At 73.8% G+C, this 25,405-nt stretch carries 22 protein-coding genes; 12 read left to right on the forward strand and 10 right to left on the reverse strand.

The genetic code is table 11. The annotated features are described in order from the left end of the window. Positions 1–415 precede the first annotated feature (415 nt). On the forward strand, positions 416–1,144 hold the full coding sequence (locus O4J56_RS18635; protein WP_270687301.1) for a PhzF family phenazine biosynthesis protein: 729 nt from the start codon (positions 416–418) through the stop codon (positions 1,142–1,144). A gap of 156 nt (positions 1,145–1,300) precedes the next feature. Here the strand turns inward: O4J56_RS18635 and O4J56_RS18640 are convergent, their stop codons facing one another. Together O4J56_RS18640 and O4J56_RS18645 are read right to left on the reverse strand one after the other, a co-directional pair. Further along, complete coding sequence (locus O4J56_RS18640) at positions 1,301–1,930, reverse strand: class F sortase (protein ID WP_270687303.1); 630 nt, start codon at positions 1,928–1,930, stop codon at positions 1,301–1,303. Next, complete coding sequence (locus O4J56_RS18645; RefSeq protein WP_270687305.1) at positions 1,920–2,459, reverse strand: hypothetical protein; 540 nt, start codon at positions 2,457–2,459, stop codon at positions 1,920–1,922. Before O4J56_RS18645 ends, O4J56_RS18640 begins: the two co-directional genes overlap by 11 nt. Before the next feature lie 325 nt (positions 2,460–2,784). Here O4J56_RS18645 and O4J56_RS18650 point away from each other — a divergent pair, with 325 nt between their 5' ends. Together O4J56_RS18650 and O4J56_RS18655 are read left to right on the forward strand one after the other, a co-directional pair. Then, the gene (locus O4J56_RS18650) at positions 2,785–4,341 is read left to right on the forward strand and encodes a sodium-dependent transporter (RefSeq protein WP_270687306.1); all 1,557 of its coding nucleotides are present in this window, start codon (positions 2,785–2,787) and stop codon (positions 4,339–4,341) included. Further along, a complete protein-coding gene (locus O4J56_RS18655) occupies positions 4,341–4,469 on the forward strand; it encodes a methionine/alanine import family NSS transporter small subunit (protein WP_270687307.1) in 129 nt (42 codons plus the stop codon). Before O4J56_RS18650 ends, O4J56_RS18655 begins: the two co-directional genes overlap by 1 nt. A gap of 108 nt (positions 4,470–4,577) precedes the next feature. Here O4J56_RS18655 and O4J56_RS18660 read toward each other — a convergent pair whose 3' ends face one another. Beyond that, positions 4,578–5,015, reverse strand: a complete 438-nt coding sequence (locus O4J56_RS18660) for an Lrp/AsnC family transcriptional regulator (RefSeq protein ID WP_270687308.1) — start codon at positions 5,013–5,015, stop codon at positions 4,578–4,580. Between the two features lie 170 nt (positions 5,016–5,185). Between O4J56_RS18660 and O4J56_RS18665 the strand changes: the two genes are divergently transcribed. From O4J56_RS18665 to O4J56_RS18675, 3 genes are all read left to right on the forward strand, one after another. Beyond that, entirely contained in the window at positions 5,186–6,052 is an 867-nt protein-coding gene (locus O4J56_RS18665; RefSeq protein ID WP_270687309.1) for a tryptophan 2,3-dioxygenase, read from the forward strand. Between the two features lie 47 nt (positions 6,053–6,099). Then, positions 6,100–7,347 (forward strand): kynureninase, encoded by a 1,248-nt coding sequence (gene kynU / locus O4J56_RS18670; RefSeq protein ID WP_270687311.1) that lies wholly within the window; start codon positions 6,100–6,102, stop codon positions 7,345–7,347. Positions 7,348–7,889: 542 nt separating this feature from the next. Then, positions 7,890–8,915, forward strand: coding sequence for a hypothetical protein (locus O4J56_RS18675; RefSeq protein ID WP_270687313.1), 1,026 nt, complete (start codon positions 7,890–7,892; stop codon positions 8,913–8,915). A gap of 163 nt (positions 8,916–9,078) precedes the next feature. Here O4J56_RS18675 and O4J56_RS18680 read toward each other — a convergent pair whose 3' ends face one another. From O4J56_RS18680 to pdhA, 3 genes are read right to left on the reverse strand one after another with little or no spacing between them, the layout of a single operon-like run. Then, a complete protein-coding gene (locus O4J56_RS18680) occupies positions 9,079–10,611 on the reverse strand; it encodes a dihydrolipoamide acetyltransferase family protein (RefSeq protein ID WP_270687314.1) in 1,533 nt (510 codons plus the stop codon). After that, positions 10,608–11,627, reverse strand: coding sequence for an alpha-ketoacid dehydrogenase subunit beta (locus O4J56_RS18685; RefSeq protein ID WP_270687315.1), 1,020 nt, complete (start codon positions 11,625–11,627; stop codon positions 10,608–10,610). The genes O4J56_RS18680 and O4J56_RS18685 overlap by 4 nt, the downstream gene beginning before the upstream one ends. 3 nt (positions 11,628–11,630) lie before the next feature. Continuing rightward, a complete protein-coding gene (gene pdhA, locus O4J56_RS18690) occupies positions 11,631–12,728 on the reverse strand; it encodes a pyruvate dehydrogenase (acetyl-transferring) E1 component subunit alpha (protein WP_270687316.1) in 1,098 nt (365 codons plus the stop codon). 134 nt (positions 12,729–12,862) lie between these two features. Between pdhA and O4J56_RS18695 the strand changes: the two genes are divergently transcribed. Further along, positions 12,863–13,312 carry an Lrp/AsnC family transcriptional regulator gene (locus O4J56_RS18695; protein ID WP_017625813.1) on the forward strand — a complete coding sequence of 150 codons (450 nt, stop codon included), beginning with the start codon at positions 12,863–12,865 and terminating at the stop codon, positions 13,310–13,312. 85 nt (positions 13,313–13,397) lie between these two features. Here O4J56_RS18695 and O4J56_RS18700 read toward each other — a convergent pair whose 3' ends face one another. Beyond that, entirely contained in the window at positions 13,398–13,715 is a 318-nt protein-coding gene (locus O4J56_RS18700; protein ID WP_270687318.1) for a hypothetical protein, read from the reverse strand. A 281-nt stretch (positions 13,716–13,996) separates the two neighbouring features. On the opposite strand from O4J56_RS18700, the gene O4J56_RS18705 reads away from it, so the two are divergent. Beyond that, positions 13,997–14,371, forward strand: coding sequence for a hypothetical protein (locus O4J56_RS18705; protein WP_270687320.1), 375 nt, complete (start codon positions 13,997–13,999; stop codon positions 14,369–14,371). A gap of 74 nt (positions 14,372–14,445) precedes the next feature. On the opposite strand, the gene O4J56_RS18710 is transcribed toward O4J56_RS18705, so the two are convergent. Then, a complete protein-coding gene (locus O4J56_RS18710) occupies positions 14,446–16,521 on the reverse strand; it encodes an acyltransferase family protein (protein WP_270687322.1) in 2,076 nt (691 codons plus the stop codon). A 176-nt stretch (positions 16,522–16,697) separates the two neighbouring features. On the opposite strand from O4J56_RS18710, the gene O4J56_RS18715 reads away from it, so the two are divergent. Further along, entirely contained in the window at positions 16,698–17,081 is a 384-nt protein-coding gene (locus tag O4J56_RS18715) for a VOC family protein (RefSeq protein WP_270687324.1), read from the forward strand. An 18-nt stretch (positions 17,082–17,099) separates the two neighbouring features. Here the strand turns inward: O4J56_RS18715 and O4J56_RS18720 are convergent, their stop codons facing one another. After that, on the reverse strand, positions 17,100–18,404 hold the full coding sequence (locus tag O4J56_RS18720) for a TrkH family potassium uptake protein (RefSeq protein ID WP_333563811.1): 1,305 nt from the start codon (positions 18,402–18,404) through the stop codon (positions 17,100–17,102). 419 nt (positions 18,405–18,823) lie between these two features. Between O4J56_RS18720 and O4J56_RS18725 the strand changes: the two genes are divergently transcribed. The 3 genes from O4J56_RS18725 to O4J56_RS18735 all read left to right on the forward strand — a co-directional run bounded on the left by O4J56_RS18725 (position 18,824) and on the right by O4J56_RS18735 (position 23,320). Further along, on the forward strand, positions 18,824–20,608 hold the full coding sequence (locus tag O4J56_RS18725) for an ABC-ATPase domain-containing protein (RefSeq protein WP_270687326.1): 1,785 nt from the start codon (positions 18,824–18,826) through the stop codon (positions 20,606–20,608). Between the two features lie 542 nt (positions 20,609–21,150). Then, entirely contained in the window at positions 21,151–22,065 is a 915-nt protein-coding gene (locus tag O4J56_RS18730; protein WP_270687327.1) for a proteasome assembly chaperone family protein, read from the forward strand. A gap of 100 nt (positions 22,066–22,165) precedes the next feature. Continuing rightward, the gene (locus O4J56_RS18735) at positions 22,166–23,320 is read left to right on the forward strand and encodes a quinone-dependent dihydroorotate dehydrogenase (RefSeq protein ID WP_270687328.1); all 1,155 of its coding nucleotides are present in this window, start codon (positions 22,166–22,168) and stop codon (positions 23,318–23,320) included. 935 nt (positions 23,321–24,255) lie between these two features. Here O4J56_RS18735 and O4J56_RS18740 read toward each other — a convergent pair. Continuing rightward, positions 24,256–24,858: a DUF6461 domain-containing protein gene (locus O4J56_RS18740; RefSeq protein ID WP_270687329.1), complete on the reverse strand. Its 603-nt coding sequence runs from the start codon at positions 24,856–24,858 to the stop codon at positions 24,256–24,258. Positions 24,859–25,405: the final 547 nt, after the last annotated feature.

The following is a 25,405-nucleotide window of genomic DNA, read 5'->3' on the forward strand; positions in this document are numbered from 1 at the left end:
GGCGCCACGAGCGCGGGCGAGCACGCGTCCACCTGGTCGCGTTGCCGCCTGGACCACGAGGGGCCCGCCGGACGGCAGGCAGCGCCGGGGAACCGCCTCGCTCACCCCGTCGCCGCCCTCCACGGTGACCATGCACACGCGCCGCGCCCGACAGCGCTACCCAAAGGGCCGCTGACCTCCGTCGTCGCTGCCCTCCGACCCTGCACCCTGTTGGGCCGCCGGCCGGCTGGGGCCCTGAAGCGGGGTACCGGCCGTGCCGCCCGCCCGCCGACCTGCATCGCGCAGAGCCGAAACGTCAGGGGGCCTTCTCGTCGTGGTCGGTGTCGGTGTGCTCGCCGAGATATAAGCAGTGCTTCGGTGAAAGTGAAGGAGAAATAAGTGGTGCTTTCGCTGGTGCAGTGGCAGAGTACGGGGCATGAGCGAGACCACCGCTCCGGACACGGTTCCGGAGACCGCGACCCTGCACGTGCTGAGCGTCTTCCTGGGCGGCGACGAATCCGCCCCGACCGGCGGCAACGCCCTCGGCGTCTTCCTGGACACCCCCGGCCTTCCCGCGCCGCTGCGCCAGCGGATCGCCGCCGATCTGGGATTCTCCGAGACGGTGTTCGTCGAGGACGCCTCCACGGGGCGGCTGCACATCCACACCCCCGCCATCGAGCTGCCGCTGGCCGGGCACCCCCTCGTGGGCACCTCCTGGCTGCTCGGCCGCCGCGGCGCGCGCCCGGCCGCGCTGCTGCCGCCCGCGGGGCCCGTGCCGACCTGGGCCGACGGCGACGTGACCTGGATCCGCGCGGACCCGGGCACGGCGCCCGAGTTCATCGTGCGCCGCTTCGACACGGTGGCCGAGGTGGACGCGCTGGACGGCGGCGAGGACGGGGAGAACACGCGGGTGTGGGCCTGGGAGGACGAGGCGCGCGGCCTGGTGCGCGTCCGTGTCTTCCCGCGCGCGATGGGGATCGAGGAGGACGAGGCCACCGGGGCGGCCGCCCTGCGCCTGGGCGCCGAACTCGGCCGCCCGCTGTCGATCCGCCAGGGCGTCGGGTCGCGCATCGAGGTCCGACCGGCCCCCGACGGGCTGATCGACGTCGGCGGCCGCACGGTCGCACTGGAGGAGCGCGAGTACCGCCTCCCCGCCGTCGGGTAGGCACCCGCTCCTATGGTGCCCACCGGTGCCCGCCGTCCCGTCGGGATCACCGGGGAGCGGGCATCCTCCGTGGTGGAACCGCCACTGGACCGGAAGAGAGGTGGCGGTTCCACCGCGCGGGACGGGGCGGCGAGGGCGGACGTCCGCTCGGCGGAGTCAGTCCACCAATCGGCCGAAGACGATCAGGTTCTCCTCGTAGTGCCCGGTCGTGGGGTCGAAGGCGCCCGCGCAGGTGATCAGGCGGATCTCCGGGTGCGGCGTAGCGCCGTAGACCTGCTCGGCCGGGAACCCGTCCTTGTCCGCCCGCCGCGTGCGCTCGACCTCGAACTCGGGCGCGCTGCCGTCCTCGCGGGCCACGGTGAACCGGTCACCCGGCCGCAGTTCCTCCAAGCGCATGAACACCGACGGGCCGTCGCTGGTGTCCCGGTGGCCGGTGATCACCGCGGGCCCAGCCTCCCCGGGCGTCGGCCCCAGGGCGTACCAGCCCGCCGACCCGGCGTCCTCCAGCGGCGGATCCTCCAGGGATCCGTCGTCGCGCAGGCCCATCTCCAGCAGCCGCGCCCGCACCCCGATCGCGTCGATGGACAGGGTCACCGGTGCGGCACGGGGGAGGGGCTCGGGTGCGGCCCCTTCGTGGTCGGCCGGCCGGGGCTCGGAGCCCCCGGCCGCCCCGGACGCGGGCGGGCGGTCGGGCGGCGGCTCCTGGGCCCCGGAGAGCACCAGGGCCGCCGCCGCTGCGGCGGCCGCCGCCACCAGGGCACCTGCGGTCCGGAGCTCACCCGGCATTGCGGCGCAGGCGGTGGTGGGCCACCGCGCCCAGCAGGGCGAGCGCTGCCAGGACGCCGAGGGCCGCGCCGACCGGACCGCGCGCCGCGTCGGCGGCGCTCATGGCGATACTCCGGTCGGCGGTGCCCCCTCCGCCGGTCTGCGGCGCTCCGGACGGGGTGGGTGCGGGGCCGTCGGTCACCGTGACCGTCCCCTCCACCGTCTCCCTCCCGGTGGCGGATCCCCCGGTGCAGGTCCCCGTCACCGTGTACGAACCGGGCCCGGCGTCCCCCCGAACCGTCGCGGTGGTGCTGCCGAACGTGTTGACCAGGGGGGCCTCCGCCGGTTCGGCGAAGGCGCCGGAGGTGAACTCCAGGCGCTCGGCCGGGCCCTCGCAGGAGGACTTGACGGTCACCCCGTCTCCCGGGGCGGCGGACGCCGGGAACACGACGACCTCCTCCCCGGCCGCGGCCGGGGAGGGCGCCCCCAGGGCCAATGCGCCCGCCGCCAGGAGGGCGGCGGCGGGTCCGGCGGTGGTCAGTGTCTTCATCTCGGTCGACCCCTCGGCAGGCGGTGCGGGACCGCTCCGTGTGCGGGTACTGCGCTCGGGCCGCACGGGGAACGGCAGATAAGTCACTGCATGTATTGACTATGGTTACCGTAAGTAATCAACCTCTGTCCTCTTTTTCCCGGAACGCGGCCGGTGCTTGACCCGCACGCCCCCGTGCCCGCCCGGCCGCGGGTGGGCGCCGCCGCCCCGGAGAACACCGCCATCTGCGTCGGAGGAGGTCACAAGTGCCCTATCGGGATTAGTGGTGCTACGGTCGTGCCCCAAGATCCACTACAGTTCCGGTTCACTGGAAAGAGTTCCCGACATGCCAAAAGCACACCGCGAGCAGTGGGCGACCCGATCAGGGTTCCTGCTGGCGGCGATCGGGTCCGCGGTCGGCCTGGGGAACATCTGGCGCTTCCCCTACGTGGCCTACGAGAGCGGCGGCGGGGCGTTCCTCGTCCCCTATCTGGTCGCCCTGCTCACGGCGGGAATCCCGCTGCTGATCCTCTCGTACTCCATCGGCCACCGCTTCCGGGCCTCGCCCCCCGTGGCCCTGCGCCGCCTGTCCCGCCCGGCCGAGGCGATCGGCTGGTGGCAGGTCCTCATCAGCTTCTTCATCGCCATCTACTACGCCGTCATCATCGCCTGGGCGATCCGCTACGCCGGGTTCTCCATCGGCGAGCAGTGGGGCGACGACCCCGACGGCTTCTTCGGCGGGACCTTCCTCGGCGTCACCGAGGCGGGCGACTTCGGCACCTACAACGTCGGCGTGGCCGTCCCGCTCATCGCGGTGTGGATCATCGTGCTGCTGCTGCTCGGCTTCGGCGTGCGCCGCGGCATCGAGGTCGCCAACAAGATCTTCATGCCGCTGCTCCTGGTGCTCTTCGGCGCGCTCGTGGTGCGTGCGGTGACCCTGGAGGGCGCCGGCGCGGGCCTGAACGCGCTCTTCGCGCCGAACTGGGCCGCGCTGGCCGACGGCTCGGTCTGGGTGGCCGCCTACGGGCAGATCTTCTTCTCGCTGTCCATCGGCTTCGGCATCATGATCACCTACGCCTCCTACCTGCGCCGCAAGGCCGACCTGACCGGCACGGCGCTGGTCGCCGGGTTCGCCAACAGCTCGTTCGAGCTGCTCGCCGGGATCGGCGTGTTCTCCGCCCTGGGCTTCATGGCGGTGCAGCAGGGCGTGGCGGTCGAGGACGTGGCCGCGGGCGGGATCGGGCTGGCCTTCGTCGCCTTCCCGCAGATCATCTCCGAGATGCCCGCAGGGCCGCTGTTCGGCGTGCTGTTCTTCGTCTCGCTGGTCGTCGCCGGGCTCTCGTCGCTCATCAGCATCGTTCAGGTGGTCGTCGGGGCCGTGCAGGACCGCTTCGGGGTCGGCCGGGTGCCCGCCGTGGCCGTCGTCGGCGGCGCCACCGCCGTGGTCTCCATCGCGCTGTTCCCGGCCGGGCAGGGCCTCATCCTGCTCGACACCGTCGACCACTGGATCAACCAGTACGGCATCGCCCTGGCGTCCCTGGTGCTGGTCGTGGCCGTGGCCTGGGCCCTGCGCGCCCTGCCCGCGATGCAGCGCTACACCGACGCCATCTCGTCGGTGCCGCTGCGCGGCTGGTGGGTCGCCGCCCTGGGCGTGATCACCCCGCTCGTGCTGGGCTGGATGATGTACGACAGCCTCAAGGCCGAGTTCAGCGCGCCCTACGAGGACTACCCGCAGTGGTTCCTCAACGCGGCCGGATGGGGCGTGGCGGGCGGCGTCATCGTCGTCGCGGTCCTGCTCACCGCCGTGCTGTGGAAGCGTGACGTCGGAACCGCCGAGGACGACCTCGAACGCGAACGGCAGGAGGCGGCCGCCGGAAAGGCCGCCGGGGAAGGAGACGCCTGATGTCGACCGGAGCCGTCGTCATGCTGGTCGTGGCCATCGTCATCATCTGGGGCGGGCTGGCCGCCTCTGCGCTGTGGCTGCGCGCCCACCCCGACGCCGAGGACGCGGCCCGCCGCCAGGCGGGCTGACGACCCCGCGCGCACACGGAGGCGCCCGGTCCCGGACGGGGCCGGGCGCCCTTGCGTCCGGCCCCCTCCCGCCTTCCGATCGCAAGGCGCGCCCCGGCGTGCCCCGCCTCAGGGCGGTGCCACCGGCCGCCAGGGCACCGGGGTGGACAGCACCATCGTGCTGGACGGCCGCCCGTGCTCGGCCAGGCGGTCGATCAGGTCCTCGAACCGCTCCATCGAGCGCACCGCCACCAGCAGCACGCAGCAGGCGTCCCCGGTGACCCGGTGCAGCTGCAGGATCTCGGGCCAGGCCATGGCCTCCTCGTCGCGCAGCAGGCAGCGCGCCCCGAAGCACTCCATGCGCACCAGCGCGGTCACCGCCAGCCCGGCCGCCGCGGGGTCCACCCGGGCGTGGTACCCGGTGATGATGCCCCGGTCGGTCAGCCGCCGCACCCGCTCGGCCACGGCGGGGGAGGACATCCGCACCCGCCGCGCCAGCTCGTTGTAGGACAGCCGCCCGTCGGCCTGGAGCTCGGCGAGGATCCGCCGGTCGACCCCGTCCAGCATCGCCTTCCCTTCGCCAAGGTGGACGCCGGAAATCCATTATGACCGCAAAGTCGGACACCGTGGTCGATAGGCGCCGTCCATTCTCATTCCGTGTGATCTGCTGCATGCTGAGGGCTCGGGGACGCCCCCGGCGCCGGGCCGGGGCCTGAGCAGCGAAGAGGTGGGCGACGATGCCGATCCCGTCCGCGGCCGAGCGCAGACGCGAGGAGCGGGCCGCACGCACCGGCGGCGAACCGGAACTCGAGATCGCGGGCACCACCCCCTACGCCCGCTACGGCGCCATCGACACCCTGCTCGACCTGCAGCGCCCGCGCACCGACGAGCCGTCCGAGACCTCCTTCATCATCGCCACCCAGGTGATGGAGCTGCTGTTCACCCTGCTCGCCGGGCACTGGGAGCGGGCCCGGGACGCCATGGAGGACGACGACGTGCCCGCCGCCCTGGCCGAACTGCGCCGGGGCGCGCACGTGCAGGACGTGCTGGTCTCCTCCTGGGACCTGCTCGCCGACCTGAGCCCCACCGAGTTCTCCCGCTTCCGCGACGCCCTGGGCGACGCCTCGGGCTTCCAGTCGCACACCTACCGCAGGCTGGAGTTCCTGCTCGGCAACACCTCCGAGCCGATGCTGCGCCCGCACAAGGGCTCCCCGCGCGCCCGCGCCGAGCTGGAGCGCGCGATGTCCGAGCCCGGCCTGTACGACGCGGCGCTGCGCCTGCTCGCCCGGCGCGGCCTCCCCGTGCCCGGCGAGGCGCTGGAGCGCGACCGGACCCGGCCCTACGCCGAGCACGACGGGGTGCGCGCCGCCTGGGCACGCGTCTACGCCGACGACACCCCGGGCAACGACCTGTTCACCCTGGCCGAGGCGCTGCTGGACACCGCCGAGCGGGTCACCCGGTGGCGGCAGCGGCACCTGGCGGCGGTCAAGCGCTCCATGGGCGCCAAGCCCGGGACCGGCGGCTCGAACGGCCTGCGCTGGCTGGCCGACAACGCCGCCCAGGACGTCTTCCCCGAACTGTGGTCGCTGCGCACCGAGCTGTGAGAGCCACCACCGGAACCCGTGAGCGGAAACGAGAAGGGAACCGCCGCATGGCGCCCGTGACCAGAGAAGAGTGCGCGAAGCGCGACGCCGAGGACCCCCTGGCCGCGTTCCGCGGCGAGTTCCGGCTCCCCGAGGGCGTGATCTACCTCGACGGCAACTCGCTGGGGGCGCTGCCCGCCTCCGTGCCCGGACGCGTCGCCGACATGATCGAGCGCGAATGGGGCCGGGGCCTCATCGCGAGCTGGAACGACGCCGGGTGGTGGGACAAGCCGCGCGAGCTGGGCGCCCTGCTGGCCCCGCTGCTCGGCGCCGCCGGGGACGAGGTGGTGGTCGGCGACGGCGTCTCCGCCAACATCTTCAAGACCCTGGTCGCCGGGCTGCGCCTGAACCCCGGGCGCACCGTGCTGCTCGGCGAGGACGGCAACTTCCCCACCGACCTGTACATCACCCAGGGCGCCGCCGAGATCACCGGCGCCGAGGAGCGGCGCGCCCCCGCCCGCCCCGACGCCCTGGAGGAGGCGCTGTCCGGGGGAGACGTGGCGGTCCTGCTGCTCAGCCACGTGGACTACCGGACCGGTGAGCTGCGGGACATGGCGGCGATCACCGAGATCGCGCACCGCCACGGCGCCCTGGTCATATGGGACCTGTGCCACAGTGCGGGCGCGCTCCCGATCGACCTGGACGGCTGCGGGGCCGACTTCGCGGTCGGCTGCACCTACAAGTACCTGAACGCGGGCCCCGGCGCCCCCGGCTTCGTCTATGCCGCCCGGCGCCACCAGCCGCACCTGCGCCAGCCCCTCAGCGGCTGGCACGGGCACGCCCGCCCCTTCGGCTTCGAGCCCGACTACCGGCCCGCGGACGGCGCCTCCCGCCTGCTCAGCGGGTCCCAGCCGCTGGTCGCCGACGCGGCGCTGGAGGCCAGCCTGCAGGTGTGGTCGCGGGTGGACATGGAGCAGGTGCGCGCCAAGAGCCTGGCCCTGACCGACCTGTTCATCTCCATCGCGGCGCCGGGCGGCACCGGCCCGGACGGGCTGCGCCTGGTCACCCCCGCCGAACCGGAGCGGCGCGGCAGCCAGGTGTCGCTGGCGCACCCGGACGGCTACCCGATCGTCCAGGCGCTGATCGCGCGCGGCGTCATCGGCGACTTCCGCGCCCCCGACGTGCTCCGGTTCGGGTTCACCCCGCTTTACCTGGGGTACACCGAGGTGTTCGACGCGGCGACCGCGCTGGTGGAGGTCATCGAGAGCGGCGAGTGGCGCGATCCCCGCCACTCCAGGCGTTCCCAGGTCACCTGACCGGTCAGGGGCGGCCTTCCGGCGGCCCTGCGGAGGGCGCCCGAGACCAGGGCCGCACGATGGTGTGACGAGCACCGCTTTTTTACCCGATCGAGATGCGAGAGCCCCTGCGGCGCGGGCGGTCCCGACGCCGCAGGGGCTTCACTGTGGCCTCGTTGACCTGCGTTTTTACCATCAGCCCCATCGCGTTTTACTTTTTCGTGGGTTACAGTCCTTCGTGACCGGTTCGTGACCTGGGGGTCGCGGACCGGTGCCCGTCCCGGCCGCGCCCCATCGCGGGCCGGGCAGAACGAGGCCCCCGATCTTCTCGGGGACCGGAGTGGCCGGCGTGCGAGCCGGACTCCTCAAGGCGGCGCCGCCCCCGCGGCGCTCGGGGTCCCAACCCCCGCAAAACGCCGGTCCCCACCCACGCGACCGCAACGCGGGCCGCCCGGCCCGTGTCCGGTCCGCATGCCCCGGATCCGCCGCGCCCTTGATCCGCCGTGCCCGGATTCGCCTGTGCCTCGTTCGGTCCTGTCTCCGACCCACAGTGGTTTCACTCAATGAGCTCTGACAGTCCGATCCAGTACGGCAAGGTGAAGGCGTCCTACTTCTGGGACGACGGCTCCGGTATCAACGGAGACACCGGTGCCCCCGCTTCCGGCGAGCCCATGCAGAAGGGCCTCGCGGCCAGCCCGAGCTGGCCGCTGGGCACCGAGGGCTACGTCCTCCACGACGGCAAGAAGGCCGAGTTCTTCATCGGCGACCGCGGTCCCGGCGACCCGGCCGAGGGCTGCAACGTCCTGCTCGACCTCGATGGCAAGACCTTCGCCGAGCTGACCGGCGAGTCCTGGAACGACTCCAGCTACACCGTCTCCGGCGGCAACGGCCACATCGACGTCGAGTACGTCATCACCAAGTGGGGCGACGGCAACGGCACCGAGGGCGCCCCGCGCCCGATGAGCGGGTCCACCGTCTGCGACAGCGCGGTCTCCTCCATCCCCGACGACCTCCGCTCCGATGAGGAGAAGAAGGCCGACGAGCAGAAGAAGAAGGAAGAGGAGGCCAAGAAGAAGGAGGAAGAGGCGCAGAAGAAGAAGGAGGAGCAGAAGAAGCAGGAAGAGGCCCAGAAGAAGGCCGAGGCCGAGGCCGCGAAGAAGAAGGCCGAGCAGACCGACAAGGAGCTCGCCGCCCACAGCCAGGGCGACTCCGGCGGCGGTTCGGCCACGGGCACCGAGGCCCAGACCGCGGCCAACAGCATGAACGGCTTCACCCTGGCCGGCGCCGACCTGCCGCTCGCGGCCGGCGCGCTGACCCTCGCGGTGCTTCCGGCGCTGCTCATCGCGCTCTTCTTCGCCCGCCGCCCCGCGGCCTCCTACGCCTCCGAGGGCAGCGGCCTGCTGTCCCGGGCCGCCTCCCGCCTGCCCGAGTCGTGGGTGGCCAAGGCCACCGACATGGGCACCCGGGTGAAGGAGTCCTCCGCCTACGCCAAGGCCGCCGACCTGGCAGCCAAGGCCGGCACCGCCGCGGGCGCCGCCCGTGACGGAGTCGTGGAGCGCCTGCGCTCAAAGGGCCGCCACGGCGCCTGACGACCCTCCCGCCCCCTCACCGCGGCGGGTTCCTGCTCCATCCCTCCGGAGCGGGAACCCGCCGCTTCCTCGTTCCTCCCTCGCGATGATCTCGACGAAAGTGCTGTCAAAACCGACGAGGTGGCAGCACTTTCGTCGAGATCATCACGGAAGGGGGAGGGCGCTACAGCTCTCCGAGGAGCAGCTCGGGGGACTCCACGCAGTCGGCGACGAAGCGGAGGAAGCCCCCGGCGGTGCCGCCGTCGCACACACGGTGGTCGAAGGCCAGGGTCAGCTCGGTCACCGGGCGCACGGACAGCTCGCCGTCCACCACCCAGGGGCGGTCGATGATGCGCCCCATGCCCAGGATCGCCGCCTCCGGGTGGTTGATGATCGCCGCCGAGCCGTCGACCCCGAACACCCCGTAGTTGTTCACCGTGAAGGTGCCGCCGGCCATGTCCTCCGGGGACAGGCCGCCGTCGCGGGCCGTGCGCGCCGTATCGGCGATCGCCGCCGACACCTCCCGCGCGTTCATCGCCCCCGTGTCCCGGACCACCGGCACCACCAGGCCGCGCGGCGTCTGCGCGGCCACGCCCAGGTTGATCCGGGAGAAGCGGACCAGCTCCCCGCGTTCGGTGTCGACCCGGCTGTTCAGGTCGGGGAAGCGCTGGAGTCCCAGCGTGCAGAAGCGCGCGAGCAGCCCCAGCAGGCTCACCGGCCGGTCGGGGGCGGCCGCGTTCAGCCGGGACCGCAGCCCCACCAGGCCGGAGGCGTCCACGTCGACCCACACCGTGGCCTCGGGGATCTCCCTCCGCGAGCGGGACAGCCGCTCGGCCATGGCCGCACGCGCCCCGCGCATCGGGATCCGCTCCTCGGGGCCGCGCGGCCCCGAGGCGGTGCCGGCCACGCCTGTGGGCCCGCCGTTACCGTGGGCGCCGTCGGCCACGGGCGACCCGGCGGCCGCGTCGGCGGTGCTCGTCGCGCCGGCGGCGGCCGCCACGCCGGCGGTGCCCGCCGCGCCCGACCCGCGCCGGGCGCGGATCGCCGCCTCAACATCGCGCCGCAGGACCAGACCCCCCTCGCCGCTTCCGGCCAGGTGCGCCACGTCCACGCCGTTCTCCCTGGCCAGCCGCCGTACCAGCGGGGAGACCACGGGGGGCACCCGGCCCGCACGCGGTTCCGGGCCGGAGGGCGGCGCGGCGGCCGGGGACGCCGTCGTCCCCTTCCGGCGCCGCCCCCGGCGGGGCCTGCCTGCCCCGGTTCCGTACCCCACGAGGACCGCGCCCGAGCCCTGGCCCTGCTGCGCGGCGCCGTTGCCGTGCGGACCGGTCTCGGGGGAGGTGCGGGCCTCGGGGACGACGGTCCCCGGTTCGGTGAAAGCCTGATGGTCGGAGGGCTCAGCGGCGGAGGAGCGCCCGGAGTCCGCGGTGTCAGCCGCCGCCGGTTCGGCGGTGCCCCCGGCGCCCCCCGCGGCAACGGTGACCAGCGGCGCTCCTACCGGCACGGTCTGCCCCGGCTCGGCGTGCAGCGCGGTCACGGTCCCCGCGAAAGGGCAGGGCACCTCCACCGCGGCCTTGGCGGTCTCCACCTCTGCGACCGGCTGGTCCACCGTGACCGTGTCGCCGACCGCGACCCGCCACTCCACCAGCTCGGCCTCGGTCAGCCCTTCGCCCAGGTCGGGCAGGGCGAAGTCGCGCCCGCTCACCGGTGCGCTCATGCGCCCACCTCCGCCGGGGCGGGCGCGGAGGTCCAGGTGCGCTCCCACTGGAGCCGGTCGAAGGCGTCCAGGATGCGGTCCACCGACGGCAGGTGGTGCTCCTCCAGCACCGGCGGCGGGTAGGGGACGTCGAGCCCGCACACCCGCAGCACCGGCGCCTCCAGGTAGTGGAAGCACTGCTCGGTGAGGCGGGCCGCCACCTCGGCGCCGTACCCGGCGAAACCGGAGGCCTCGTGGACCACCACGGCGCGGCCGGTGCGCCGCACCGAGGCGGCCGCGGTGGCGTCGTCGAACGGGGACAGGCTGCGCAGGTCGACCACCTCCACCGAGGTGCCCTCCTCGGCGGCGGCCGCGGCGGCCTCCATGGCGGTCTCCACCATCGGCCCGTAGGCGAGCAGCGTCACGTCGTCGCCGGACCGGCGCACCACCGCCCGGTCCATGGGGGCGGTGCGCACGGGCAGCACCGCCTCCTCCTTGGTCCAGTAGCGGCGCTTGGGCTCCAGGAACACCACGGGGTCGGGGGAGTCGATCGCCTCGCGCAGCATCGAGTACCCGTCGGAGGGGGTGGCCGGGGTGACCACCCGCAGCCCCGGCGTGTGCGCCCAGTACGCCTCGGAGGAGTCGGCGTGGTGCTCGACCGCGCCGATGCCGCCGCCGTAGGGGATGCGGATCACCATCGGCAGCTCGAGGCGCCCGCGGGTGCGGTTGCGCATCTTCGCCACATGCGAGACGACCTGCTCGAAGGCCGGATAGGAGAACGCGTCGAACTGCATCTCCACGACCGGCCGCAGCCCGTACATGGCCATGCCCACCGCCGTGCCGACGATCCCGGCCTCGGCCAGCGGCGAGTCGAAGCAGCGCTCCTCGCCGAACTCGGCGGTCAGCCCGTCGGTGACGCGGAACACCCCGCCGAGTGGGCCCACGTCCTCGCCGTAGACGACCACCGAGTCGTCGGCGGCCAGTGCATCGCGCAGCGCCCGGTTGAGCGCCTGCCCCAGGGAGACGGTCCCGGCCATCGTTCAGCCCTCCCCGATCTCGGCCAGCAGGTCCCGGCGCTGGCGCTCCAGCTGTGCCGGGATCGAGTGGTACACGTGCGCGAACAGGTCTTCGGGCGCGGTGTCGTCCTCGCCGGAGTAGCGCTCCCGGACGGCGGCGGCCAGGTTCTCGGCCTCCTTCTCGAAGCCGTCCATCGCCGCGTCGTCGAGGGCGTCCTCGGCGCGCAGCAGCGCCTCCAGGCGGGCGAGCGGGTCGCGCTCCTCCCAGCGCGCGCGCTCGGAGTCGTCCCGGTAGCGGCCCGGGTCGTCGGAGTTGGTGTGCGGGTCCAGGCGGTAGGTGCGGGCCTCGATGAGGGTCGGTCCGCCGCCGTCCCGGGCCGATGCCAGCGCCTGGGAGACCGCCGCGTACACGGCGGCGGCGTCGTTGCCGTCGATGTGCACACCGGCCATGCCGTAGCCGACGGCCTTGTGCGCCAGGGTGGGCGCGGCGGACTGCTTCTCCACCGGGACGCTGATCGCCCACTGGTTGTTCTGCACCAGGAACACCACCGGCGCCTTCCACACGGCGGCGAAGTTGAACGCCTCGTGCGCGTCGCCCTCGCTGGTGGCGCCGTCGCCCATCATCACCAGCGCGGCGGCGTCCTCCCCGGCGCGCCGGGCCGCCCAGGCCAGCCCGACCGCGTGCGGGGCGCTGGTCGCCAGCGGCGTGCACTGCGGGGCGCACCGGTGGCGGCGGGGGTCGTAGCCGCTGTGCCAGTCCCCGCGCAGCAGGGTGAGCACCTCGACCGGGTCGACGCCGCGCGCGACCAGGGAGACGCAGTCCCTGTAGGTGGGGAAGAGCCAGTCGCGGTCCGCCAGGGCCAGTGCCCCGCCCACCTGGCAGGCCTCCTGGCCGCGGGAGGAGGGGTACACGGCCAGTCGGCCCTGGCGGGCGAGGGCACCGGCCTGGCGGTCGAAGCGGCGGCCGATGACCATGCCGCGCAGGAGGGCGAGGAGGGTGCCCGGTTCGGGAGTGTCGTAGGCGGCCCCCTCGGTCCTGCGGCCGGTCGGGTCGACCAGCCCGAGGGGCTCCACGGAGGGGAGGGGTGGAGCCGATCCGCGTGCGTCATCGCTGCGCTTCATGTCTTGAATATGTGCTTCGTCACCCCATACTGTCCATATCCGGCGGGCGACCGCGGACGAACGGGCGGCACGGGCGGTGTTCGGCGGCCGGACGTCCAGCCGGTCCACGATACGGACGGTGTGAGGTGAGACACATGGCCGCGGCCCTCGACGACGTGGACCGGAGGATCATCGCCCTGCTGCGCGAGGACGGCAGGATGTCGATGCGCTCGGTGGCCGAGCGTGCGCACATCTCGCGCGCCAACGCCTACGCGCGGCTGGACCGGCTCCGCTCGGAGGGGGTCATCAAGGGGTTCACCGCGGTGGTCGACCCGGAGAAGTGCGGGTACGGGCTGGCGGCCTACGTGTCGGTGGGCATCCGGCAGGAGTCGTGGAAGGCGTTCCGCGACCTGCTGCGCACCATCCCGGAGGTGCACCACGCGGCGCTGGTGTCGGGCGACGTGGACCTGCTGCTGCTGGTGCGGGTGGCCGACGCGGCGGCGCTGCGCACGTTCGTGCTGGAACGGCTGCAGCGGATCCCGGAGGTGGTGAGCACGCGGACGCTGTTCGTGCTCGACGAGATGGACGTGGCCCCGGCGCTGTGAGTCAGCGCTGTGTGACACGGGGCGGGGGCGCCCCTTGGTCAGGGACGCCCCCGTGGCTTGCAGCCGGATGGTGGAACGACGTGGATCAGTGGAAGACCCTGTAGCTCCGAGTGGGGAAGCCGGCCTCGTTGTCGGACTCCAGGAAGAACACGGGGCCGGTGCAGTCGGGGCCGATGTGCAGAGCCACGGTGTCCACGGTCTCGTTTTGGAAGACGGCCGCCGGGGCGGCGTCTCCGGCGGCGATGGTGTAGCAGCCGGGGGCGGGGTTGACGTGGTCGTGCCACTCCGCGCCATTGAACGTCCACCTGAGCTGTCCAGGGGCGGCCGACGCCGGGGCGGCGGCGGAGAGGGCGAGGGCGGCGGACGCGGCGACGGCGGCGGCGACCAAGGGGATGCGCTTCATGGCACTCCGATCCGTGTTCATTCACTGACGGTGCTTTGACCGGAACGGTTCGTGTCCGAGGGTGGTGGCGCGAAAACCCGAGTCACGCAGCGAATTCGTCGACGACGCCGAGATGTGCCGATTGATACGTGTATGGCCTGCGAGTTCGACCATCGAATCGCTCGTGAAAGGCCGGTTCCTCGATCGATAAGTCGAATCCGGCGTGGCCGGTCGACGGTCCGGGGCAGATCCCAAAAGGCGCTCCTTGACTTCGAGTTAACCTGAAGTTCGAGGATGGCGCCATGGCGAACACACACGACGACGTGGTCCTGTTCCACAACACCATGCGCATCCACGACGGGCACCTCGAGGACTACCGGCGCGCGGTCGACCGCGCCGTGGGCTTCGTCCGCGAGCACGGACCACAGCTCATGGTCGAGGTCTTCATCGACGAGGAGCGGATGCTCGGCCACTCCTTCCAGCTGCACACCGGTTCGGAGTCGATCCGGAGGCACATGGCGATGTCCGACCCCTACATCAAGGACGTCATGGAGTACTGCGAGGTCGCCGACTTCCGGGTCTACGGCGACGTCGACGACGACATCGCCGCCCTGCTCCCCGAAGGCGCCACCGTCCTGCCCCGCTTCACCGGATTCACTCGCATGCCGGTCGGCTGACCCCCCGCCACCTGCTCGTTGATCTCGGGAGAAACGACGCTACCGGCGCTGTTTTAGGGGCGTTTCTCCCGAGATCAACGGGGATCCGCCCCGGCGGCACCGCCCGCCGGGGCGGCGATGCTCCCCGGGTCCTCCGGCAGGGCCGCCTCCAGGGCCGGGGCCAGCGACCGGGAGAACGTCGCGGTCATGTGGTCGTCGTCGCCCATCACCAGCACATTGCCCATCACCGACGGGCACCGCCCCTCCGGGCACAGGTGCCCGGTCATGTCGACCGCCGCGACACCGGGCGGCAGGCGCCCGCCCAGCTCCTCGAGCGGGGAGTGCGGCGCCAGCGTCTCCCCCTGGTCCACCCCGCAGGCCGCACGGCCCTCGGTGTCCACGCACTCGGGGGCGTCGAAGTCCAGCCGGGGCGTGTCCCGCACCGCGATCACGCCCACGCCCAGGTCGCCCATCTCCTCCCAGCGCGCCAGGTACCCCTCCGGGACCCGCTCGGCCCCCGGCTCCCCGGGCACGACGCTGCGCGTGCCGTTGGTGAACACCGCGTCCGGCGGCGCGCTCCGCAACTCCTCGTCGACCTGGGCCTTCCACTCCTCGCAGGACCCGGCCGCCTCCCCGCCGCCCGGACGCGGCTCGGTGCTGAACGCGCACCCGTTCTTGGTCATCACCTCCAGGCGCCAGCCCCGCCGCTCGGCCACCTCGAGCAGCGCGGGGAACCACTGCCCGACGTGCGAGTCGCCCACCATCGCCACCGTCCGCCCAGCCGACTCCGGGCCGAATCCGCACACCACCAGCTCCCGGTCGGTCAGCTCGGCGTTGCAGCCGTTGGTGTGCGTCAGCCACGGGTCGACCGGGTCGGTCAGGTCCGGGTAGACCGGCAGCTCCGGCAGGGACGCGGCCAGGCGCGCGTCGTCCACCACCCGGGCGCCCGGGTAGGAGCCGAAGTCCGCCGCCTGCTCCGCCAGGCGCTCCTGCCCGGCCGCCAGCCGCGCCTGCCACACGGGCACCAGCGCCAGCACCGGCACCAGGAACGCCGCCCCCGTGGCCGCGGCGAACCCCGGTCCCGGCCGGGCGGGCAGCCGCCGGAGCACCCCGCCGTCGAGCACGCGCTCGGTGGCCGCTGCCAGCGCGTAGGCCAGCACCAGCACGAGCGCCCCGCCGAGCGGACCGGCCTGGTCGCGCCCGGTCGCGGCCAGGAAGAAGATCAGGACCGGCCAGTGCCACAGGTAGAACGGGTAGGCCAGGGCGCCCAGGCGCCGCAGCGGCGGCAGCTCCAGGAGCGCGCCCGCACCCCGCGGCGGCGCGCCCCCGGCGCCCGCCACGACCACCAGTGCCGCGGCCAGGACCGGCCACAGGGCGATCCAGCCGGGGAACATGCGGCCGGCGTCCAGCACGGCCCCGCAGGCCACCAGCGCCGCCACCCCGGTCCACCCCATCACCGCGCGCAGCCGTGCGGGCGGCCGCACCCACGGCAGCACCGCGGCCAGCAGCGCCCCCAGGGCGAGCTCCCACAGCCGGGCGCCGGTGTCGAAATAGGCCCACCGCTGGTCGGCCGCGGTGGCCTGCACCGAGTAGGCCAGCGACGCGGCGAACACCACCGCGGCCGCGCCCGCCATCAGCGGGCGCGCCCCGATCCGGGCGCCCGCCCGGGTGCGGGCGGCGGCCAGCGCCGCGAGCGCCGCCACCACCGGCCACAGCAGGTAGAACTGGCCCTGGACGGCCAGCGACCAGAAGTGCTGCACCGGGCTCGCCTGCGACACCGACCCCAGGTAGTCGACCGCGTTGGCGGCCAGCTTCCAGTTCTCGAAGTACAGCGCCGAGGCCGCGACCTCCTCGGACACCTGCCTCCAGGCCGGGCGCGGCAGCAGGACAGGCGTCGCCGCCGCCACCGCGAGCAGCACCGCCCCGGCGGCCGGGGACAGCCGCCGCACCAGCCGGGACCAGAACCGCGCGAACGGCACCCGGCCCTCCCGCTCGATCGAGCGCAGGAGCGAGGCGGTGATGAAGAAGCCGGTGAAGAAGAGGAAGACGTCGACGCCGCCGGACACCCGGGTCGACCACACGTGGTAGACGGCGACCAGCAGCGCGGCCAGGCCGCGCAGGCCGTCGAGGTCGGTGCGCCGCTCGGGGGCGGGCGTGCGGGCGTCGGTCATGGCGGGTGCGCGTGGAGAGGGGAAAGGGGCGGAACGGACACGGGCCAGCCTACGTGGCGCGGGACGCGGAGGGCGCCCGGCCCCGGACCGCGCGCCCTTGCCCTCCAGTGCACTCGAGGAATTACCGTCGGTGGCATCCGGCCGCAGACGGCGGCACGACGGACAGGAGGCGGAGCATGGCCATCGAGCTGAACCACACCATCGTCCTCTCCAGCGACAAGGAGCGGTCCTCCCGGTTCCTCACCGAGCTGTTCGACCTGCCCCCGGCGAAGCCGTTCGGCCCGTTCATGGCGGTCGAGGCCGCCAACGCGGTGACGCTCGACTACATGGACACCGCGGAGGCGATCGTGCCGCAGCACTACGCCTTCCTCGTGGGCGAGGACGACTTCGACCGGATCTTCGGGCGCATCCGCGACCGGGGGATGGAGTACTGGGCCGACCCGGGCAAGAGCCGGCCCGGCGAGATCAACCGCAACGACGGCGGGCGCGGGGTGTACTTCGACGACCCCGACGGGCACCGCCTGGAGATCATCACCCGCCCCTACGGCAGCGGCGGCTGACCCGCCCCGCCCGGCGCCTCACCCCACGATCGGGCGCTCCTGCGGGTACTCGAACCGGCGGCTGCGGCGCCGCAGCGCCAGGGCGGTCGCCACGGTGATCGGCCCCAGCCGCCCGGTGAACATCAGCACGATGACGATCACCTCGCCGGACGGCGGCAGGTCGCCGGTGATCCCGGTGGACAGGCCCACCGTGGAGAACGCCGAGATCACCTCGAAGAGGACCTGGTCCAGGGTGAACGGGGTGATCGTCATCAGCGCCATCGTGGCGGTGAAGATCAGGCCGATCGCCAGCAGCACCACGGTGATCGCCTGCTGGATCACGCCCTCGGTCAGCCGCCGCCGGGCGATGTGCACGCTCGACTCGCCCCGCACGTTGGCGTAGATGACGAACGCCAGCAGGGCGAACGTGGTCACCTTGATGCCGCCGGCGGTCCCGGCGCTGCCTCCGCCGACGAACATCAGCATGTCGGTCATGAACAGCGTCTGGGTGTGCATGTCGCCGAACGGCAGCGAGTTGAATCCGGCGGTGCGCGGCATCACCGTCTGGAAGAAGCCGGTGAGGATCTTGCCGCCGACCGACAGCGGCCCCATGGTGTCCGGGTTGCGCCACTCCAGCAGCAGGAACCCGGCCCACCCGGCCGCCAGCAGCACCGCCGTGGTCACCAGGGTGATCTTGGCGTGCAGGGTCCAGTGGTGGGGCTCGTGGCGGCGGCGCGCGTGCCGGTAGAGCTCCACCCACACCGGGAAGCCCAGACCGCCGGCGATCACGGCCAGCGCGATCGGCACGGTGATCCAGGGGTCGGTCGCGAACGACTCCATGCTGTCGCTGTAGAGGGCGAACCCGGCGTTGTTGAACGCCGAGACCGCGTGGAACAGGCCCAGCCGCAGCCCGGGCAGCGGGTGTTCCCCGTAGGCCAGGATCAGCCGCGCCGACAGGACCGCCGTCAGCAGCACCTCGAAGACGACCGTCACCTGCAGGATGCCCAGAAGCAGCTGGCGCACCTCGCCCAGGGTGACGCTCTTGGTCTCCGCGCCCGCGCGCAGCTGCATGCGCAGCCGCACCCGGCGCGTCACCAGCAGGCTCAGCACCGTGGCCAGCGTCATGATCCCGAAGCCGCCGATCTGGATCAGGCCCAGGATCACCCACTGGCCGAACGTCGACCAGTACACCGGCGTGTCCACCACGATCAGGCCCGTCACGCAGACCGCCGAGGTGGAGGTGAACAGCGCGGTCAGCAGCGGCGCCGCGCCCGGCCCGGCGGTGGCCGCGGGCAGGCTCAGCAGGCCGGTCCCCACCAGGATCACCAGGGCGAAACCGCCCACCAGCAGCTGCGGCGGCTTGGCCCAGGTCCGGACCGGCGGCACCGAGGACGGGCGCAGCGGACGCAGCGCGCGCCTCAGGCGTGAACGCAGCCGTGCGGCGGCCCCGACCGGTCGGGGTGCGGGCGGCCACGTGCCGCCGGGAACGGTGCGGGGACTCAACGGGCTCCTCGGATCGCTCGGCATCGGGTCGGCCCGTGTGTCGGGCGGCCGTAGCGATCCTAAGTGTGCCCGCTCCCCGCCCCGACGCCGGAGGCGCAGATCAGCGTGTTGCATTCCGGACACCGCGCGCGGGCGGGCACGGCCGATAGCATCCGCAGACGGGCCGCCCCGGGCCCGCGGACGGTCGGTGACCGGTCCGCCACGGGCCCGCGGCGGACCGGAACCTGCCGGAACCGGCCACGGGAAGAGGGGGCACATCCATGCCGGGACGCTACGGCGGCGACCGCGGATACGGCGGTCGCGGAGGCGGACGCGGGGGAGACCGCGGAGGCGGGCGGGGCAGGCCCCCGGCGCCCCGGATCACCGGCGTGCGCGACGCGGCCCGGCTCGCCGAGGAGCTGGGCCGCATGGACGGCGCCTCCTACGGGCGCTACAAGTCCCTCGTCGGCGAATGGGAGTTCGACGACTTCACCCTGGACGTGGAGAAGGTGCAGGCCGACCCGTTCGCGCCGCCCTCCCGCATCGCGGTGCGCATCCCCGCCGACGTGGCCGGGCTGCCCGAGCACGCCTGGGCCGACCCGGTGCGGCGCCGGGCCACCGCCGACTACCTGCTGCGGGTGGCGCACCACGCCCTCAAGGGCGCCCGGCTGCGCATCGACGCCGGCGGCCAGCAGGTGCTGGACCGCGCCTCGGGCCGCATCCGCGACGGAGAGGTACTGCTGCGCCTGGGGATCGAGATGCCCGGGCACGGCCGCCGCATCGACGGCCGGTCGGCGCGCACCGAGTTCTGCGAGCGGCTGCCGGAGATGGTGGAGGCGCTGCGCTGGGACGCCCTGGACACCGCCGAGGCCACCGCCTTCGCCGACAGCGTGGAGGACTCGGCGGCCCTGCGGGACGCCCTGCCCGGCCTGGGGCTGGTGGCGTTCGTCGCCGACGGGTCGGTGCTGCCGCGGGCCAGCGGGGTGAGCGACCGGCCCATGGAGGGCGACTTCGTGCCGTTCGCCTCGCCGCCGAGCATGCGGGTGTCCGTGCGGCTGCCGCACGCCGGGGAGGTGGCCGGGCTCGGCATCCGCGAGGGCATCACGCTCATCGTCGGCGGCGGCTTCCACGGCAAGTCGACGCTGCTGCACGCCCTGGAGCGGGGGGTCTACGACCACGTGCCGGGCGACGGGCGGGAGCTGGTGGCCACCCGCGCCGACGCGGTCAAGATCCGCGCCGAGGAGGGGAGGCGGGTGGAGCGCACCGACGTGAGCGCGTTCGTGCGCAACCTGCCCACCGGCGCCGACACCTCCGACTTCCGCACCGACAACGCCTCGGGGTCCACCTCGCAGGCCGCCAACATCGCCGAGGCGCTGGAGGCGGGCGCGGGGGCGCTGCTCGTGGACGAGGACACCACCGCCACGAACCTGATGATCCGCGACGCCCGCATGCAGGAGCTGGTGCACGGCGACCGGGAGCCGCTGACCCCCTTCGTCGACCTGGTGCGCCCGCTCCACCGGGACCAGGGCGTGTCCACGGTGCTGGTCATGGGCGGCAGCGGGGACTACTTCGACGTGGCCGACCAGGTGGTGATGCTGGACGGGTACCGGCCCTACGACGTCACCGAGCGGGCGCGGGAGCTGGCGTCCGAGCGGGCCGACGCCGACTTCCCGGCCCCGGCGCCGCGGGTGGTCGACCCGCGGTCGGTGGACGCGACGGCGCGCGGCCGGATGCGCCTGAAGCGGCGCGACATGGACGTTCTGACCTTCGGGGAGAACGAGATCGACGTGCGGGGCCTCACCCAGCTCGTCGACCCCGGCCAGGTGATCGGTGTGGGGCTGGCGATGCGCACCCTGACCGAGCGGGGCCTGGCCGACGGCCGGACGACGGTGGCCGAGGCGCTGGACGCACTGGACGCACTCCTGGCGGAGGCCGACGACGACGGGACCGGGGCGGCGTCGGTGCTGGGCCGGGGGTACCTGGGCGACTTCGCGCTGCCGAGGAGGTTCGAGGTCGCGGCGGCGCTGAACCGCCTGCGGTCCCTGCGCGTCCGCCGGACCGGCTGAGGAGGGGAGGGCCCGGGGGCGGCCCCGGCCGCTCACGGGCCCTCCCCGGGCTGTCCACGGTCCTGTTGCGTGCGTCCCGGGGCCTTGTCGGCGGGCGGCGCGGAACGTGCGGGCCGGTCGGCCGAAGGGACGTCGTGCCCCGGTCGTGTGTCCCGGAGCGGTGTGGTCCCCACCCGCCCAGGCCGGACCGGTCACGTCGGCTCCCGGTCGAACCGACCCGGCTACTCCACCCCTTGACCGGACACCGTTCACGCCCCGCCTCGTGAGTGCTGGAGTTCGGCCGCACACGAAATGCGCGGGCGGGGAAGCGGTGTTGAGGGGAGAGACGGCCGCACCCGGGCGGCGGGCCCTCGGGTCCACCGGCCGGTCCGCGGCGGCCGCCCCGCACCCGCGCGGTGCCGCCTCCGCGGCTCGGCGCACTCGGTGCGGTCCCGCCAGCACCACGCGGGCGTGTCGCCCAGGTCGTCTATCCTGGAGCGCGGACCCGGGCCCGGCCAGAGGGCGCCGGGTGGCCCCATCCCTCGGAACGGAGATCCCCACTGGTGCCCGACCCCGCAGACCTGTACGAGCTCCGCCCCGGCGCCGAGACCGGCGGGGGATCGGTGATGCTCGTCGTCCTCGACGGCTACGTGGACGCCGGTGCCGTGGGCCGGCAGGCGGCCGAGGCGCTGTTCGCCGAGTCCAGCGCCGAAGAGGTCGCGGTGTTCGACGTGGACCGCCTGCTGGACTACCGCTCCCGGCGCCCGGTGATGACGTTCGTGGAGAACGCCTACACCGACTACAACCCGCCCCGGCTGGCGCTGTACCGCATGCACGACGCCGAGGGCACCCCCTTCCTGCTGCTGCACGGCCTGGAGCCGGACCGGGAGTGGGAGGGCTTCGTCGCCGCGGTGCGCGGCCTGGTGGAGCGCCTGGGCGTGGACCTGACCGTCGGCGTGCAGGGCATCCCCATGGCCGTGCCGCACACCCGCCCGGTGACCGTCACCGCGCACGCCACCCGCCCCGAGCTGGTGGCGGCGCACAGCCCGTGGCTGGGACGGGTGCAGGTGCCCGCGGGGGCGGCGTCGCTGCTGGAGTACCGCCTGGGGCAGGCCGGGAAGGACGCCACGGGGTTCGCCGTGCACGTGCCGAGCTACCTGGCCCAGTCGGAGTACCCGAGGGCCGCCATCGCCGCCCTGGACTACATCGCCGGGGCCACCGGCCTGTCGCTGCCGGTGACCCGCCTGGAGGAGTCGGCCCGCGAGACCGACACCGAGATCGCCGCGCAGGTCGAGGAGTCCGACGAGGTGCAGAGCGTGGTGGGGGACCTGGAGCGCCAGTACGACGAGTTCATGTCGGCCCGCGAGGGCCTGGACGCCCAGGAGCTGCTGGACGGGGAGTCGGCCCTGCCGACGGCAGAGGAACTCGGCGACGAGCTGGAACGCTTCCTCGCCGACCGCGAACGCGGGGACGGCTGAGGGGCCGCCCGCCCGGCCGGTGCCGCCCCGGGCCGGGCCCCGCCGCGGGCGGGGCCGAGAGAGACGAGGCCGTCCGCCGGGGCGGCGAGGGGGAGAGACCGTGCTGTACCAGCTGCTGTTCCATGCCGTCCTGCGGCGCACCGACGCCGAGTCGATCCACCGGCTCGCCTCCGTCGGCCTGCGCGGACTGGCCTCGGTGCCCGGGGCGGCCTCCGCCGCCCGCGCCGTCCTGGGGCCGCGCGAGCCCGAGCTGACCGTCACGGCCTTCGGCCGGGAGTTCCCCGGGCCGCTGGGCATGGCCGCCGGGTTCGACAAGGACGCCGAGCTGGCCGAGGGGCTCACGGCGGTCGGCTTCGGGTTCGTCGAGGTCGGCACGGTCACCGCGCACGCCCAGCCGGGCAACCCCGCCCCGCGGCTGTTCCGCCTGGTCCCGGACCGGGCGATCGTCAACCGCATGGGCTTCAACAACCACGGCGCCGCCGCGGCCGCCGGCCGGCTGCGGGAGCTGCGCGAGCGCCACACCGCGAAGGGGCGGCGCGGGCCCGTGGTGGGGGCCAACATCGGCAAGACCAAGGTGGTGCCCGAGGAGGAGGCCGCGGCCGACTACGCGGCCAGTGCGCGGGAGCTGGCGGGTCTGGCCGACTACATGGTGGTCAACGTCAGCTCGCCGAACACCCCGGGGCTGCGAAGCCTGCAGGCGGTGGAGCACCTCCGGCCCATCCTGGAGTCCGTGCGCACGGCCTTGGACGCCGATGGGGCGGGCGACATGCCGCTGCTCGTCAAGATCGCCCCCGACCTGGCAGACGAGGACGTCGACGCCGTCGCCGACCTGGCCCTCGAACTGGGGCTTGACGGGATCATCGCCACGAACACCACCATCTCCCGGGAGGGGCTGGCCACCGACCAGGAGACCGTGGAGGCGGCGGGCGCGGGCGGGCTCTCGGGCGCGCCGCTGAAGGCGCGCGCGCTGGAGGTCCTGCGCCGGCTGCGGGCCCGGACGGGGGACCGCCTGGTGCTCATCGCGGCCGGGGGGATCGAGACGCCGGAGGACGCCTGGGAGCGGATCCGCGCGGGGGCGACCCTGGTGCAGGGGTACACCGGCCTGATCTATGGCGGGCCGATGTGGCCGCGCAGGATCCACCGGGGTCTGGCCCGCCTGGTGCGGCGCTCGGGGCTGCTGTCGGTCCAGGAGGCCGTCGGCATCGACGCGCCACCCGCCAAGAAGGCGACGTCGGCAGGCAGCGCACTGAGCTGAGCGGCCGCAGCGGACGAACGGAGGCGGGCAGCGGTCGCCCGCCTCCGGGCTGTCGGGTGCCGGGCGTGTACGTGGTCACTGTTCTTGGCGGCGACGGAGTGAGCGGGGCGGTTCCCGGGCCCTGGCTGCCGGGCGGTGGGCCCCCTCGCGGTCCGGGTGGTGGGGCGGCAGAGCAGGTCCCCCGCTTGAGGCCGTGGCCGGGCGAGGAGGCTGCCGGAGTGCGGGGTTGATGGCAGCGGCGACAGAGGTCGGCGGTCCTTGCGGCAGCGTTGTCGGGCGCGGCGTGTGCGGGTGGTCGCCGTGTTTGGCGGCGACGGAGTGAGCGGGGCGGTTCCCCGATCCTGCTTGCCGGGCGCGAGGCTTCTCGTGGTCCAGGTGGGCGGCGCGGTGGACAGGGTGCGTGGTCGTCCGCATTCGTGGCGCCCCACTCAGCGGTGCGCCCCTGTCCCGCGATGATCTCGACAAGGGTGCTGCCATTCCGGCGGTTTTGACAGCACTTCCGTCGAGATCATCGCGGGGAGGGCCGCCCGGGTGGCGCATACCGGGCATACCGGACGGCGCGAGAGGGGGTCGGGCATCCTGCGTCGTGAAATCGACGCTTTTTGGCTGATCAGGCGTCGGTTTTACGACCCAAGATGGCCCCGGGGTGCCCGAGGCGCCTGGAAGGCGGGTCGTGCCGCCCCCGACCTGTCCGGGGGACCGCGAGGGGCCTCGCGTCCGGCAGGCAGGGTCCGGGAACCGCCCCGCTGCTGCCGTCGCCGCTCACTACGGCGACCACGCACACGCCGGGCGGCCGACGGCGCTGCGGTGGGGGCCGCCGGCCTTCGTCGTCGTCGCCCTCCACCTCATGCCCCGGCGGGCTTTCGCCCGGCCGGGGGCCTTGAGCGGGGGACTTGCTGGGCCGCTGCTCTTCCCTGTCGTGCCGGGTGTGGGGGTCAGCGGGCGGGGAGCGGCACTCCGGTGTCCAGTTCGGCGCCCAGGAGGGGGCCGTCCAGATGGCTCGGGCGGATCCGTACGCCCGTCACGCGCTCGGCCAGGGCCAGCACCGACGCCGACGGGTCGTCCGGCTCGCCGTTCGACAGGCCCACCGAGCACATCTCCGCGTCCAGGGCGTCCGGGCGGGTCCCCCGGCGCAGCTGGGGCTCGCGGGCGTCGAAGAAGGTGCGCAGCACACCGTCGGCCACCCACCGGAACTCATAGCGCCGGTCCATCAGCACGCGCACCGACACCAGCTCGGTCTGGGCCGACAGCGCCCGGTAGCAGTCCGGGCGGGTCGCCCGGCAGCCGGTCGGCTCCACCACGACCGCCCATCCGTTGAGGGTCAACGCGTGCGCCGTCGGCGGCGGGCCGTCCTCGCAGCACAGGCCGGCCTCCACCGCGTCGGCGATGGGCAGGGAGCGCAGCCGCTCCTGCGGCGCCCCCAGGCGCCGCAGAGACTCGGTCTTGGTCAGACCGCGCACGTAGGAGAGGCAGAACGCCTCGGCCAAGTCGGGCTGGGTCTCCTCAAGCCAGGCGTAGTCGGCTGCGCATGCGCCCATCGACATCTCCCTTCCCCGTGTTCGGGTGGTGCCGTCGCCGAACCCGTTCCCGGTAGGGGAGGGCTCCATAGATGGGACGAGGGGCGCATCGTGCCGAGTTCCCCTGCGGAACACCGGATACCGGGCCATGTCAGGCCTCCGCCGCGGGGGCGCCTTCGGGCGCGCTGATGCGCGCCGACCGGAACTTCTTCACCACGGCGTCCGAGCATACGACCCTGCGGAGAGTGTCGCCGCACGTGGTGGGGGGTCTTGGCCGTCAGGTGCGACACAGTGCCTCCGACGCGGGACTTGCGGCCCGCCTCCGCCCGTGCGGCGCCGGGCGTGGCGCACGCCGAGAGGGCGTGCCGGACTCGTCCGAGGGCATCAGTGGAGCTGAAGACGCGACGGCGCGACGCCCTCGCAGCGCCCCGGGCTGCGACGCCATGCGGGGTGGCCAGGGCGAACGCAGGCGGGCTTATCCCGATCGGTGAGCGGAGCTCACGAAGCCCGAAGGGCGCCGGTCGACTGCGTAACGTCTGGGCATCGACTCGGTCGCCGAACGGGAACC

This window comes from Nocardiopsis endophytica (assembly GCF_027706725.1).
Lineage (GTDB): Bacteria > Actinomycetota > Actinomycetes > Streptosporangiales > Streptosporangiaceae > Nocardiopsis_A > Nocardiopsis_A endophytica.